The following is a 13,286-nucleotide window of genomic DNA, read 5'->3' as shown; positions in this document are numbered from 1 at the left end:
CCTCGTGCTTGGGCAACTTGCCCGTTTTGCCGGCGTTTCGCCCGCCGGCAAAAGCCGGGCATGACATAACGAGCCAAATTTTAACGACACAGGGTGGGACCCCATGATCGCCTTTTTCGCGCGCCGCCTGGCGGCGGCCGCTTTTCTGTTGCTTGCATCCACGCTGCCCGCGATGGCGGCCGACGAAAAACCGCTCGACATGGCCAGCACGGCCTGGCTGCTCACCGCCACGGCGCTGGTGCTGTTCATGACCCTGCCGGGCCTGGCCCTGTTCTATGCCGGGCTGGTGCGCGCGCGGAACGCGCTCAGCGTGCTGATGCATTGCGTGGTGATTGCCGCCCTGATGTCGGTGCTGTGGCTGGCCTTCGGCTACAGCCTGGCCTTTTCCGATGGCGGCGCCAACCAGGCCTGGATCGGCGGGCTGGATCGCGTCTTCCTCACCGGCATCAGCGCCGACACGCTGAAGGACGGCATCCCCGAGGCCGTCTTTTTCATGTTCCAGGCCACCTTCGCCATCATCACGCCGGCGCTGATCGTCGGCGCCTATCCCGAACGCATCAAGTTCTCGGCCGTCGTGTGGTTTTCGGCCCTGTGGCTGCTGCTGGTCTACGTGCCGGTCTGCCACTGGATCTGGGGCGGCGGCTGGCTGTTCGAGGCCGGCGTGATCGACTTCGCCGGCGGCCTGGTGGTGCATGTCACCGCCGGCATGGCGGCGGTGGCGGCGGCCCTGATGGTGGGGCGGCGCCGCGATTTTCCGCATGAACCGATCCTGCCGCACAATCCGGGCATGACCGCCACCGGCGCCGGCATGCTGTGGGTCGGCTGGTACGGCTTCAATGCCGGCTCGGCGCTGGCCGCCAATGGCAGCGCCGGCATGGCCCTGCTGGCCACGCATATGTCGGCCGCGGCCGGCGCGCTGACCTGGATGGCCATCGAATGGCTGCGCCACGGCCGCCCCTCGCTGGTCGGCACCGTCACCGGGCTTATCGCCGGCCTGGCCACCATCACGCCGGCCGCGGGCGTGGCCGGCCCGGTGGGCGGACTGATCGCCGGCACCTGCGGCGGCGCGATCTGCTTCAGCGTCACGGCCCTGCTGAAGCAGCGCCTGAAACTGGACGATTCGCTTGATGTCTGCGCCGTGCACGGCGTGGGCGGCGCTCTGGGCATCCTGCTGGTGGCGCTGATCGGCCAGCCGGGCTTCGGCGGCAGCGGCTTTGCCGAAGGCGTGGATGCCATGGCGCAACTGGGCAGCCAACTTCTGGGCCTAGTGGTAACGGCGGCCTGGGCCGGCGGCATGAGCTGGGCCATCCTGGCCCTGCTGCGCGTCACCGGCGGGCTGCGGGTGAGCGAGGAGGAGGAGTTCGACGGCCTCGACATCACAACCCATGGCGAACGGGCCTACGACCTCCGCTAGACCTGATGCCCCAGACAATCCCCGCTGCCGGCAATTTGCCTTGCCGGCAGCGGGTTTAGGTCGTTAAAAACAGGGCTGCCAGTCATTGACTAGGCGGTGGCCGGGTCTAGTATCTGCCCCGCTTTCGGGGCGCCGATCAGGAGACGTATCCCACCGATCCCGGCGCGCCGTCCCCACTCGAAGGCGCACAAAATGGCGAATGTCGAACGACCGCTCTCCCCGCATCTGCAGGTCTACCGCTGGCCTGTCACCATGGCCTCGTCGATCCTGCATCGCGTCACCGGCGTTGGCCTGGCCCTTGGCACCCTGCTGCTGACCTGGTGGCTGGTCGCCGCCGCCGCCGGCCCCGAATACTACGCCTGGGTGCAGATGCTGCTGGGCTCGTGGCTCGGCCGCCTGATCCTGTTCGGCTTCACCTGGGCGCTGTTCTACCATCTGCTGAATGGCATCCGACATCTGGCCTGGGATGCCGGCTATGGCTTCAGCATCCCCGCCGCCAACCGCTCGGCCTGGCTGGTGATCGTCGGTTCGGTCGTGCTGACCGTGCTGGCCTGGATCATCGCCTACGCCTGGAAGTGAGGAGCGCGCCATGAGCAACACCAACAAGACCATGCGCAGCCCGCTGAAATCCGTGCGCGGCCTGGGCGCCGCCAAGGAAGGCGTGCAGCATTGGTGGGTACAGCGCGTCACCGCCGTGGCGATGATCCCGCTGGTGCTGATCATGCTGGCGGCCATCCTCAAGCTTGCGACCGGCGACCATGCCGCCGTCGTCGCGGCCTTCCGCCATCCGGTTTTCGCCATCGTCGCCCTGCTCGCCATCCTGGCGGTGTTCTGGCACCTGAAACTCGGTTTGCAGGTGGTGATCGAGGACTATGTCCATAGCGAGGGCCTCAAGCTGGCCAGCCTGCTCGGCGTAACCTTCGCGGTCTTCGTCGTCGGCGGCATCGCCGCGCTCTCCGTGCTCAAGCTTTTCCTTGGGGTGTAAGACCATGCCCGCCAGCTATCAGGTTCACGATCATTTCTACGATGTCGTTGTCGTCGGCGCCGGCGGCGCCGGCCTGCGCGCCACCATGGGCCTTGCCGCGGCGGGCCTGAAGACCGCCTGCATCTCGAAAGTATTCCCCACCCGCAGCCACACCGTGGCGGCCCAGGGCGGCATCTCGGCCGCGCTCGGCAACATGGGCGAGGACGACTGGCGCTGGCACATGTACGACACCGTCAAGGGCTCTGACTGGCTCGGCGACCAGGACGCCATCGAATACATGTGCCGCGAGGCGGTGCCAGCGGTGATCGAGCTGGAGCATTTCGGCGTGCCGTTCAGCCGCACGGCGGAAGGCAAGATCTACCAGCGCGCCTTCGGCGGCATGACCAAGCGCTTTGGCGCCGAGCCGGCCCAGCGCACCTGCGCCGCCGCCGACCGCACCGGCCATGCGATGTTGCACACGCTGTACCAGCAGTCGCTGAAATTCGACACCGAGTTCTTCATCGAATACTTCGCCCTCGACCTGATCATGGATGAGGACGGCGCCTGCCGCGGCGTGATGGCCTGGAACCTGGCCGACGGCACCATTCACCGCTTCCGCGCCCACATGGTGGTCCTGGCCACCGGCGGCTATGGCCGCGCCTATTTCTCCTGCACCTCGGCCCATACCTGCACGGGCGACGGCGGCGGCATGGTGCTGCGCGCCGGCCTGCCGCTGCAGGATATGGAATTCGTGCAGTTCCATCCGACCGGCATCTATGGCGCCGGCTGCCTGATCACCGAGGGCGCGCGCGGCGAGGGCGGCTATGTCGTCAACTCGGCCGGCGAACGCTTCATGGAACGCTACGCGCCATCGGCCAAGGACCTGGCCTCGCGCGACGTGGTGAGCCGCGCCATGACCATGGAAATCCGCGAAGGCCGCGGCGTGGGCAAGAACAAGGACCACATCTATCTGCATCTGGATCACCTGGATCCGAAGATCCTGCACGAGCGCCTGCCCGGCATCTCGGAAAGCGCCAAGATCTTCGCCGGCGTCGACGTGACCAAGCAGCCGATCCCGGTGCTGCCGACCGTGCACTACAACATGGGTGGCATCCCGACCAACTATCACGGCGAAGTCGTCACCCTGAAGGACGGCAATCCCGACAAGGTGGTGCCCGGCCTGATGGCCGTGGGCGAAGCGGCCTGCGTGTCGGTGCATGGCGCCAACCGCCTGGGCTCGAATTCGCTGATCGACCTGGTGGTGTTCGGCCGCGCCGCCGCCATCCGCGCGGCTCAGGTGGTCGAGAAGGGCGCCAAGCACAAGGACATGCCGAAGGCCGGCGACGAGGCGCTGGCGCGGCTGGACCGCTTCCGCAACGCCAAGGGCGGCAGCCCAACCGCGCGGATCCGCGACAAGATGCAGCGCGCCATGCAGAACAACTGCGCGGTCTATCGCACCGGCGAGGTTCTGAAGGAAGGCGTCGGCCTGATCGACGAGGTCTACACGATGATGCCGGATATCGGCGTGTCGGACCGCTCGCTGGTCTGGAATTCCGACCTGGTCGAGACGCTGGAACTCGACAACCTGATCCGCCAGGCCGTCGTGACCATGCATTCGGCGGAGAACCGCAAGGAAAGCCGCGGCGCCCACGCACGCGAGGATTATCCCGAGCGCGACGACAAGGAGTGGATGAAGCACACGCTGACCTGGCTCGGCGACAAGGGCAACGTCACCATCGACTATCGCCCGGTGCATACCTACACCCTGACCAACGAGGTCTCGTATATCGAGCCCAAGAAGCGCGTGTACTAAAGGAAACGAGGACGCTCCCCATGGCCGAGTTCGCGCTGCCGAAGAATTCCAAGATCACCGAAGGCAAGACCTGGAGCCTGCCGCCGGCCAAGCCGGGCGAGGAGCGCAAGGTCAAGCGCTTCCGCGTCTATCGCTGGAACCAGGATGACGGCAAGAATCCGCAGGTCGACACCTACGAGGTCGACATGAACGACTGCGGTCCGATGGTTCTGGACGCGCTGATCAAGATCAAGAACGAGATCGACCCCTCGCTCACCTTCCGCCGCTCCTGCCGCGAGGGCGTCTGCGGCTCCTGCGCCATGAACATCGACGGCGGCAACACGCTGGCCTGCACCAAGGCCTGCGAGGATATCGACGGCGACGTGAAGATCTATCCGCTGCCGCACATGCCGGTGATCAAGGACCTGGTGCCCGATCTCACCAACTTCTACGCGCAGTATGCCTCGATCAAGCCGTGGATGCAGACCCAGAGCCCGGCGCCGGCGCGCGAACGCCTGCAGTCGGCCGAGGACCGCAAGAAACTGGACGGTCTCTACGAGTGCATTCTCTGCGCCTGCTGCTCCACCTCCTGCCCGAGCTACTGGTGGAATTCCGACCGCTACCTGGGCCCGGCCATCCTGCTGCAGGCCTATCGCTGGATCGCCGACAGCCGCGACGAGATGACCGGCGAGCGGTTGGATAACCTGGAAGATCCCTTCCGGCTCTATCGCTGCCATACCATCATGAATTGTGCGCAGACCTGCCCGAAGGGACTCAATCCCGCCCAGGCGATCGGCGAAATCAAGAAGCTGATGGTGGAACGTCGCGGCTAAGCTGCTAGACTTACGGCCAATACAGGGAGCAAACGGCTGGATCGGCATGGCCGGTCCGGGATAAACTCGCGGCCGACTCTGTTTCTTCTGTGTACGGTTGTTTAGCAAGGCCGCAGATCGTTATGGGCGATTTTACCCGCGGGGCTCCCCCGCACCTGACCAAGATGAGCGCAGAGCGCCTGCGCGACATTTTGCGTGAACACGAGGCCCATCTGGCCGGCAAGACCGACGCAAAGCCGGCCGACCTGTCCTTCGCCGACCTCTCCGATGCCGATCTGACCGGCGCCAACCTGACCCTGGCCAACCTGACCGGCACGCGCCTGCACCGCGCCCGCCTGGATGGCGCCAGGCTGTCGATGTCGAAATGCGGCGGCTCGGATTTCCGCAACGCCACGCTGGACGGCGCCGACCTGCGCTGGGCCGATCTGCGCGGCGCCTGCCTGCGCGCGGCCGGCCTGAATGACGCCAACATGGCCGAATCGAACGGCGTGGAGGCCCTGGCCCCGGTCTATGACTCGGAAGGCAAGATCAGCGACAACGGCCCGGCGAAGCGGGCCATCGACCTTTCGGGCGCCTCGGCGCAGCGTGCCGACCTGTCGGGCGCCCAGCTTGCCCGCGCCTTCGCGCTACACGCCGATTTCGCCGACGCCAATCTGGACGACAGCAACCTCGCCCGTGCCGACCTGCGCAAGGCGCAGATGATGTCGGCCCGGCTCGAAGCGGCCGACCTGCAGGATTCCGATTTCTCCGGCGCCAACCTTTCCGGCGCCACTCTCACCGGCGCCAATTTCGGCGGCGCGAACTTCGCCGGCGCCGATCTGCGCGGCGCCATTGTCGATGCCGCAAGCCGCGCCCTGCCGGAATTGGCGGCCGCGATTTTTGCCGCCGCGTCGCGCCATGCCCCGGAAGACCTGAGCGATGTGCTGCGCCAGCACGAGCTGTGGGTTCATTCAGAAGGCCGTCAGGGCCTGCGCGCGGATTTGAGCGATTTCGATTTCTCCGGCCGCGATTTGCAGGGCATCAACCTGATGGGCGCGCTGCTGGAACGCGCCCGCTTCACGAACGCCAAGCTGGCGCAGGCCAACCTGGCGCTGGCGCGTCTGAATTTCGCCGACCTGCGCGGCGCGAACCTGACCAAGTCGAACCTGCGCGGCGCCAGCCTGACGCGCGCCACGCTGGATGGCGCCGATCTCTCGGGCGCCAATCTGGCCGCCATCCGCGAGGAAGCGCCCAACAGCCGCACCGCGCGCACCAACCTGAGCGCCGCCAAGCTGAAGAAGGCCCTGCTGGTTGCCTCTAATCTGAGCGGCGCCAGCCTGGTCGGCGTCGATATGCGCGAAGCCAACCTGTCGGGCGCCGACCTGACCGGGGCCGATCTCACCGACGGCCGTTTCGAAGGCGCGCTGCTGAGCGGCGCGCAGTTCACCAATGCGCGGCTGGACCGCGCCCGCGACCTGCTGCTGCCGAACTGACCGGCTATTGGGCCGCGTGGGCCAGAGCGCGGTAATCCTCGCTCTGCATCTCGTTGAGCCGCGACACGCAGCGCTGGAATTCGAAGGCCCCGTCGCCTTCGGGGTATAGCGTCTCGGGCGGCGCCTCGGCGGTGGCCAGCAGCTTCACCTTGGCCTCATACAGGGTATCGACCAGCGTCACGAACCGCTTGGCCTCGTTGCGGCGGGCCGGACTGAGCGTGGGGATGCCGTCGATCATCACGGTGTGGAAGCTGCGCGCGATGGCGAGGAAATCCGCCGGGCCCAGCGCCGCCTCGCACAGGTCGCCGAAGGTAAAGCGCGCCACGCCGCGCGCCTGTTCGGGCACATGCAGCTTGCGTCCCAATAGTTCAAGATCCATCGGCCTGCCTTCAGCAGCATCGGTGAGCAGGTCCCAGGCACGATCCAGCGCCAGCGTCGACTTCGCGCTCAACGGGCTGAACCAGACCTTCTCGCGACTCAGGCGCTGCAGGCGGTAGTCGCGCTGGGCCGCCAGATGCAGCACGTCGAGCTTGTCCTTGAAAAGCGCGATGAAGGGCAGAAAAAGCTGGCGGTTCAGCCCGCCCTGATACAGGTCGTCGGGCGCACGGTTGGAGGTAGCGATCACCACCACGCCGCGCTCGAACAGTTTCTCGAACAGGCGGCCCAGGATCATGGCATCGGCCACGTCGGTGACCTGCAATTCGTCGAAGCAGAGCAGCCAGCTCGCCTCGGCGATCTTCTTGGCCAGCGGCCGGATCGGGTCGTCGCCGCCTTTTTTCTTTTCCGCGTCGTCGTCGGGCAGCTGGCGATAGCGGAAGATTTCGGCATGCACTTCCTGCATGAAGGCATGGAAATGCACGCGGCGTTTCTTCTCCACCGGAGCCATGCCGAAGAACAGGTCCATCAGCATGGATTTGCCGCGCCCGACATCGCCGTAGATATACAGGCCCTGCGGTGCCGGCTCGCGCTTGCGGCCGAAGCTGAGCTTCTGCAGCCAGCCATCCTCGCCTGGCCGGTAATGCGCCAGCCGGCGGCTGAGCAGTTCCAGCTTCTCAACCGCCAGTTCCTGCGCCGGGTCTTCGGCGATTTCCCGGGTGGCGAGTTTGGCGCGGTAGGCTTCGAGGATGGACATTGGGCTTCTTTAAAACGAAACGGGCGGCAGAGGCACCCGCCGCCCGTTCGGTTTCCGCATCAGTATGCTATTTCATCGTCGGGATGTTAAACTCGGCGCCCGAGCGGATGCCGGTCGGCCAGCGCGCCGTCACCGTCTTGATCTTGGTGAAGAATTTCACGCCTTCCGGGCCATGCTGGTTGGTGTCGCCGAAGGCCGAGCGTTTCCAGCCGCCGAAGGTGTGGAAAGCGAGCGGCACCGGGATCGGCACATTGATGCCAACCATGCCGACCTGGACTTTCGCGGCGAAGTCGCGGGCGGCATCGCCGTCGCGGGTAAAGATCGCCACGCCGTTGCCGAATTCATGCTCGGTGGGCAGCTTGGCCGCTTCCTCAAAGCTTTCGGTACGCACCACCGACAGCACGGGACCGAAGATCTCTTCCTTGTAGATGCGCATGTTCGGCGTGACATTGTCGAACAGGCAGCCGCCCATGAAATAGCCGCCCTCGTAGCCCTGCAGCTTGAGGCCGCGGCCATCGACCACCAGCTTGGCGCCCTCGGCCACACCGGTATCGACATAACCCTTCACCTTGGCGAGATGCTCCTTGGTGACCAGCGGGCCCATCTCGGAATCCTTGGCGGTGCTGGGACCGACTTTCAGCGCACGTACGCGCGGGGTCAGCGCCTCGACCAGCTTGTCGGCGGTGCCCTTGCCCACCGGCACGGCGACCGAAACCGCCATGCAGCGTTCGCCGGCCGAGCCATAGCCGGCGCCGATCAGGGCGTCCACGGCCTGGTCCATGTCGGCATCGGGCATGATGATCATGTGATTCTTGGCGCCGCCCATGGCCTGCACGCGTTTGCCATGCGCCGCTGCCGTGGCGTAGACATACTGCGCGATCGGGGTGGAGCCGACGAAACTGACCGCCTGGATGCGCGGATCGGTGAGCAGCGTGTCGACCGCTTCCTTGTCGCCGATCACGCAGTTCAGCACGCCCGGAGGGGCGCCGGCCTCGAGCATCAGCTCGGCCAGACGCAGCGGGCAGCTTGGATCCTTCTCGCTGGGCTTGAGCACGAAGGTGTTTCCGCAGGCAATCGCCACGGCGAACATCCACATCGGCACCATGGCCGGGAAGTTGAACGGCGTGATGCCGGTGACAACGCCAAGCGCCTGGCGCATCGAATAGACGTCGATGCCGCGCGCCACGCTGTCGGAATACTCGCCCTTGAGCAGGTGCGGAATGCCACAGGCGAACTCCACCACTTCCAGGCCACGCTGCAGCGAGCCCTTGGCGTCGGACAGCACCTTGCCATGCTCGTTGGAGATCAGCAGCGCGATCTCGTCCGCATGCTTCTCGCACAGCTCCTTGAACTTGAACATGACGCGGGCGCGTACCAGCGGCGAGGTGGCGCTCCATTCGGCGAAAGCGCGCTGGCTGTCGGCGATCGCGGCCTCGACTTCCGCCCTGGTGGCAAGCGGTGCCCTGGCGCCGACCTCGCCCGTGGTGGGGTTGTAGACATCGAGGAAGCGGCCCGACTGGCCGGCCACCTTCTTGCCGCCGATGAAATGATGCAGTTCCTTCGCCATGACTCGCTCCCCAGGACAGGCTCCGGCGCGATAACCGGGGGCCCGAATGTTGTTAAGCCCGATGCTCGATAAGACCGGGAGACTCTAAAGGCCCGGGCCCCAATGACAAGGGCCGGGACCGGCTCACAGCCCGGTCTGCAATGCCTGCCTTGCCTCGGCCAGCAGGCGGGCGATGATGGCCGCCGCCGGTTCGGGCCGCGCCAGTCGGGCGGCCTGGCCGGCCCAGAGCGACTGATAGTCAGTCTGGCCCGCCTTCGAGGCAGCGCCGCGCATCGCCTTGCTCATGGCATTGGCGACCGGAAAATCGGGAATGATGTCGTCGCGGCCGGCCAGGCGGTCGAGAAAGGCATTGCGGATGCCGCGGGCATGCCGCCCGGAGAAGGCGCGGGTGAGTGCCGTGTTCTCGGCCTGCTCGCTCTGCAGCAGCGCCTTGTAGCCGGGCGACAGCGCCATCTCGTCGGCCAGCAGGAAGCTGGTGCCCAGGGCCACGGCGCTGGCGCCCAGGCAGAGAGCTGCGGCGATGCCGCGGCCATCGCCGATGCCGCCGGCCGCGATCACCGGCAGGTTCACGGCCGACACGATCTGCGGCACCAGCGCCATGGTGCCGACCAGGCTGTGTTCGACGCTGGCGAGGAAGCTGCCGCGATGGCCGCCGGCTTCGGCACCCTGCGCGATGATGGCATCCACGCCGGTCTGCGCGAGGGCCCGCGCCTCCGCCACCGTGGTGGCGGTGCCCAGCACCAGGATGCCACGGCTTTTCAGGGCCGCCACCCGATCGGGCGCGAGGGCACCGAAGGTCGTGCTGAAGACCGGCGGGACCTCTTCCAGCACCACCGCGAATTGCGCCTCGAAGGATTCCTCGTAGCTGTTGGGCAGGTCGGGCCCGGCCAGGCCGAGCGTGGCATGGGCCTGCCCCAGCTCCTCGCGATAAGCGGCCATCTTCGCCGGATCAGCCGTCCAGGATGTCGGCGCGAACAGGTTGATGTGGAAGGGCCGCTGGGTACCGGCGCGGATGGCGCGGATGGCCTCGCGCAGGGTTTGCGGCGCCATGTAGGCCCCGCCCAGCGCCCCCAGCGCGCCGGCGTTGGAGACGGCAATGGCCAGCGCCGGCTTTGCGGTTTCACCGGCCATCGGGGCCAGCAGCAGCGGATGGTCGATGCCGAGTCGGCGGATAAAATCTTTTGTCATGGTGTTTTCTCCCCGGATGGGTCTGGCACCAGACTGCGCCTTTCCGCAGCGGCCGCCAAGGGGATGGCGGCAGCAAAATTGTGTCGATTGGAGCGATTAGAATATTATTCTAGAAAAATATTCTAATGCTGCTATAACCCGGCCATGACCAGGGCCGCCCGCCGCATCGCACCTGCCTATCCCGCCGCACCCGCCGAGGCCGGCGGCAGCAAGCCCGGCACGCGCCAGCGCGCGCTGGTGGAGGCCCTGGCGCTGTTCGACGCGCAGGGCGTGGAAATGACCACCATCGAGGAGGTGCGTGACGCGGCCGGCATCTCGATCGGCAGCCTGTATCACCATTTCGGCAGCCGCGAGGGGCTGGTCACCGCCCTGTATGAAGACCTGCTGGGGCGTTATCGCACCACAATGGCAGCCGAACTGGCACGCCATGATGGCGCCCGCGCCCTTCTGGAGGCGTTCGTCAAATCGCACATCGCCTGGTCGATGCTGAATCCGGCCGCGGCGCGCTTCCTGGCCGAACACCGCCATCACCGCGCGCTCGCCGAGGCCGAAACGCGGCTGCAGCACGGCACCACCGATTTCCTGCGCCCGCTGGTGCGCCGCCTGAAACCGGCGATAGCCGCCGGCATCCTGAAGCCGCTGCCACCCGAACTGCTGCTCAGCCTGGTGATCGGCCCGGTGCAGAACTGGCTGCGCATGGCGCGCGCCGGCCGCACCAGCCTGAAGCCGGGCGCCGCGGCACAGAGACTGACCGACCTGATCTGGGACGCCATCGCCGTTCCCGCCGCCATCCGCAAGACAAGGAAGACATGACATGTCCCGCAACGAACCTGCCATCCTGCAGCAATGGCAGCGCGTCTCACGTCTGCCCTTCGGCTCGTGGCTATTCAGCCGCCTGATCGGCCTGACCGTGCCCTATGCCGCCACCATCAATGCCCGCGTGCTGAGCCTGATGCCGGGCAGCGCCAGGGCGCAGATGGCCGACCGCCGTGCCGTGCGCAACCACCTGCGCTCGATCCATGCCGTGGCGCTGACGAATCTGGCCGAACTGACCGCCAATCTCGCCATCATGAGCCGCCAGCCGGCGCAGGGCGCGCGCTGGATCGTCACCGGTTTCGACACCGAATTCGTCAAGAAGGCGCGCGGCGCGGTGACGGCGCAATGCGAGGTGGAGCCGCTGGACTGGTCGCGGCCGCAGAGCCTGTCGGGCCGCGTGGAACTGCGCGATACCGCCGGCGACCTGGTGATGACCGCCACGCCGCGCTGGAAGATCGGCCCGGACGCCGCGAAGGCTTGAGACTCAGACTTTGGGCGGTTCGAGATAGAGACCCGACATCGGCTCCAGCCAGATCAGGTGATCCTCGACGCCCTTCACGCCGGGCGCGCCTTCGGCCAGCACCTTCAGGGCCTGGCGCTCGCGTTCGTCGAAAATGGTGCCCCAGAGCTGCACCACGCCGTCGCGCACGATGATGTTGGTGCTGCCGGTCGGTGCCCAGGACTGCGCCTTCATCTCGGCCTGGATGTGCTCGCGGATCGCCGTGTCGCTGGCCGCCACCGGCTTCACGTCGGCCAGCGCGCCGGCAAACATATGCAGCAGGTTGGCGCGGCTGACGATGCCGACCGGCTTGCCGTCGCGGACCACCGGCAGGCGCTTCACGCGGTGTTTTTCCATCAGCCGAACGATTTCGGCCGTTAAGGTGTCTTCGGCGATGGCGACCGGGTCGCGTGTCATCACCTCGTCGACGCGGCGGCCATGGCTGTGGGTGTAGGTCTCGGCCTGGGCACCGGGGCCCAGCAGCATCTCGAGCCAGCGCGACCGGCGCCGGGCAGTGCCGATCTCGCTGCGGCGAAGGAAGTCGCCCTCGGTGACCATGCCGACCAGCTTGCCGGCCGCATCCACCACCGGCAGGCCGCTGACATGCTTCTGCAGCATCAGGCGCACAGCCTCGGCCACCTTGGCATCATGGGCGACGGTGTAGACAGGACTGGTCATGATGTCGGCGGCTTTCATCGGGATCTCCTGAAGCGAACCTGCCGCGATCCTAGCGCAATCCACGCCGCCCGGCTTGATCCGTGTCAATCGCCCGATTGTTTCGCCAATTCGCGCAGAAGCTGTTCGCTGGCCGGATTGGCTGGCAGGAAGCTTTCGATGCGCATGTCCTGCAGGGTCACGTCCTGCGGCGTGCCGAAAGTGGCGATCATGGTGATCATGTCGAGCCGCAGGCCGTCTTTCTCGATCCCGAAACCGAGCAGCGGGCGCGGCTCGCTGTCCCAATCCACCTTGCGCCACAGCGCATCCACATCGGGATAGGTCCTCACCTCGGCCAGCACCGAAGCGGCCGCAGGACTGTCCATCGCCTCGCGCTGCAGTCGATGCAGCAGGGCCGAGGCGACTTCCGGCCAGTGCAGGATATAGCCACGCGCAGCCTTAGGATGCAGCGGCAGCTTCATCATATTGAGCGGCTGTGCCGGATCGAGACCGGACCCGAGCAGGAAACCCACCATGCGCCGGGCAGCGGCATTGGCGAGCTGTACGTTCCAGGCGGCATCGACGACCACGGCGGGAAACGGCTCCTGCTGGCGCAGCAGCAGATCCAGCGCATGGCGCGCCTCGGCCAGTTGCGGCGCGTCCAACCGGCTCTCGCGATAGGCCGGCGCGAATCCGGCGGCATGCAGCAGGCGATTGCGCTCGCGCAGGGGCATGTCGAGCAGCTCGCTCAAATGCAGCGCCATCTGCCGGCTGGGCCGGGCGCGTCCGGATTCGAGGAAACTGACATGACGCTGCGACACGCCGCCCAGTTCAGCGAGTTCAAGCTGGCTGAAGCCGCGGCGACGACGCCATTGCCGCATGAGGGTTCCGAAACCCGGCGTATCGACGGCGCCGGTACGGACCGGCAGTTCGCTATGCAGGCTGGCCATGGCTT

The 13,286-nt window shown here is 66.6% G+C and carries 13 protein-coding genes; 8 read left to right on the top strand and 5 right to left on the bottom strand.

What is annotated here, in order from left to right; translation table 11 throughout:
* Positions 1–103: 103 nt before the first annotated feature.
* The 6 genes from ACK4FK_RS06400 to ACK4FK_RS06375 all read left to right on the top strand — a co-directional run bounded on the left by ACK4FK_RS06400 (position 104) and on the right by ACK4FK_RS06375 (position 6,475).
* Positions 104–1,414 carry an ammonium transporter gene (locus ACK4FK_RS06400; protein ID WP_409742730.1) on the top strand — a complete coding sequence of 437 codons (1,311 nt, stop codon included), beginning with the start codon at positions 104–106 and terminating at the stop codon, positions 1,412–1,414.
* A gap of 192 nt (positions 1,415–1,606) precedes the next feature.
* Entirely contained in the window at positions 1,607–1,993 is a 387-nt protein-coding gene (sdhC, locus tag ACK4FK_RS06395; RefSeq protein WP_409742727.1) for a succinate dehydrogenase, cytochrome b556 subunit, read from the top strand.
* Positions 1,994–2,003: 10 nt separating this feature from the next.
* Positions 2,004–2,399 carry a succinate dehydrogenase, hydrophobic membrane anchor protein gene (sdhD, locus tag ACK4FK_RS06390; RefSeq protein WP_409742724.1) on the top strand — a complete coding sequence of 132 codons (396 nt, stop codon included), beginning with the start codon at positions 2,004–2,006 and terminating at the stop codon, positions 2,397–2,399.
* A gap of 4 nt (positions 2,400–2,403) precedes the next feature.
* Positions 2,404–4,191, top strand: coding sequence for a succinate dehydrogenase flavoprotein subunit (gene sdhA / locus ACK4FK_RS06385; protein WP_409742721.1), 1,788 nt, complete (start codon positions 2,404–2,406; stop codon positions 4,189–4,191).
* Positions 4,192–4,211: 20 nt separating this feature from the next.
* A complete protein-coding gene (locus ACK4FK_RS06380; RefSeq protein ID WP_409742719.1) occupies positions 4,212–5,003 on the top strand; it encodes a succinate dehydrogenase iron-sulfur subunit in 792 nt (263 codons plus the stop codon).
* 122 nt (positions 5,004–5,125) lie between these two features.
* On the top strand, positions 5,126–6,475 hold the full coding sequence (locus tag ACK4FK_RS06375; protein ID WP_409742716.1) for a pentapeptide repeat-containing protein: 1,350 nt from the start codon (positions 5,126–5,128) through the stop codon (positions 6,473–6,475).
* Positions 6,476–6,479: 4 nt separating this feature from the next.
* Here the strand turns inward: ACK4FK_RS06375 and zapE are convergent, their stop codons facing one another.
* The 3 genes from zapE to ACK4FK_RS06360 all read right to left on the bottom strand — a co-directional run bounded on the left by zapE (position 6,480) and on the right by ACK4FK_RS06360 (position 10,362).
* Positions 6,480–7,607, bottom strand: coding sequence for a cell division protein ZapE (gene zapE / locus ACK4FK_RS06370; protein WP_409742714.1), 1,128 nt, complete (start codon positions 7,605–7,607; stop codon positions 6,480–6,482).
* A 67-nt stretch (positions 7,608–7,674) separates the two neighbouring features.
* Entirely contained in the window at positions 7,675–9,174 is a 1,500-nt protein-coding gene (locus ACK4FK_RS06365; protein WP_409742711.1) for a CoA-acylating methylmalonate-semialdehyde dehydrogenase, read from the bottom strand.
* A gap of 123 nt (positions 9,175–9,297) precedes the next feature.
* Positions 9,298–10,362, bottom strand: a complete 1,065-nt coding sequence (locus ACK4FK_RS06360; protein ID WP_409742707.1) for an NAD(P)H-dependent flavin oxidoreductase — start codon at positions 10,360–10,362, stop codon at positions 9,298–9,300.
* 144 nt (positions 10,363–10,506) lie between these two features.
* Between ACK4FK_RS06360 and ACK4FK_RS06355 the strand changes: the two genes are divergently transcribed.
* Complete coding sequence (locus ACK4FK_RS06355) at positions 10,507–11,175, top strand: TetR/AcrR family transcriptional regulator (protein ID WP_409742704.1); 669 nt, start codon at positions 10,507–10,509, stop codon at positions 11,173–11,175.
* A gap of 1 nt (position 11,176) precedes the next feature.
* Positions 11,177–11,659 (top strand): DUF4442 domain-containing protein, encoded by a 483-nt coding sequence (locus tag ACK4FK_RS06350; RefSeq protein ID WP_409742702.1) that lies wholly within the window; start codon positions 11,177–11,179, stop codon positions 11,657–11,659.
* 3 nt (positions 11,660–11,662) lie between these two features.
* Here ACK4FK_RS06350 and ACK4FK_RS06345 read toward each other — a convergent pair whose 3' ends face one another.
* Complete coding sequence (locus tag ACK4FK_RS06345) at positions 11,663–12,373, bottom strand: CBS domain-containing protein (protein ID WP_409742699.1); 711 nt, start codon at positions 12,371–12,373, stop codon at positions 11,663–11,665.
* 65 nt (positions 12,374–12,438) lie between these two features.
* Positions 12,439–13,281, bottom strand: coding sequence for a helix-turn-helix domain-containing protein (locus ACK4FK_RS06340; protein WP_409742696.1), 843 nt, complete (start codon positions 13,279–13,281; stop codon positions 12,439–12,441).
* Positions 13,282–13,286: the final 5 nt, after the last annotated feature.

Source organism: Ferrovibrio sp. (assembly GCF_046297895.1).
In the GTDB taxonomy this organism is placed as follows: Bacteria; Pseudomonadota; Alphaproteobacteria; order Ferrovibrionales; family Ferrovibrionaceae; genus Ferrovibrio.
This window is presented reverse-complemented; position numbering and strand designations above follow the sequence as displayed.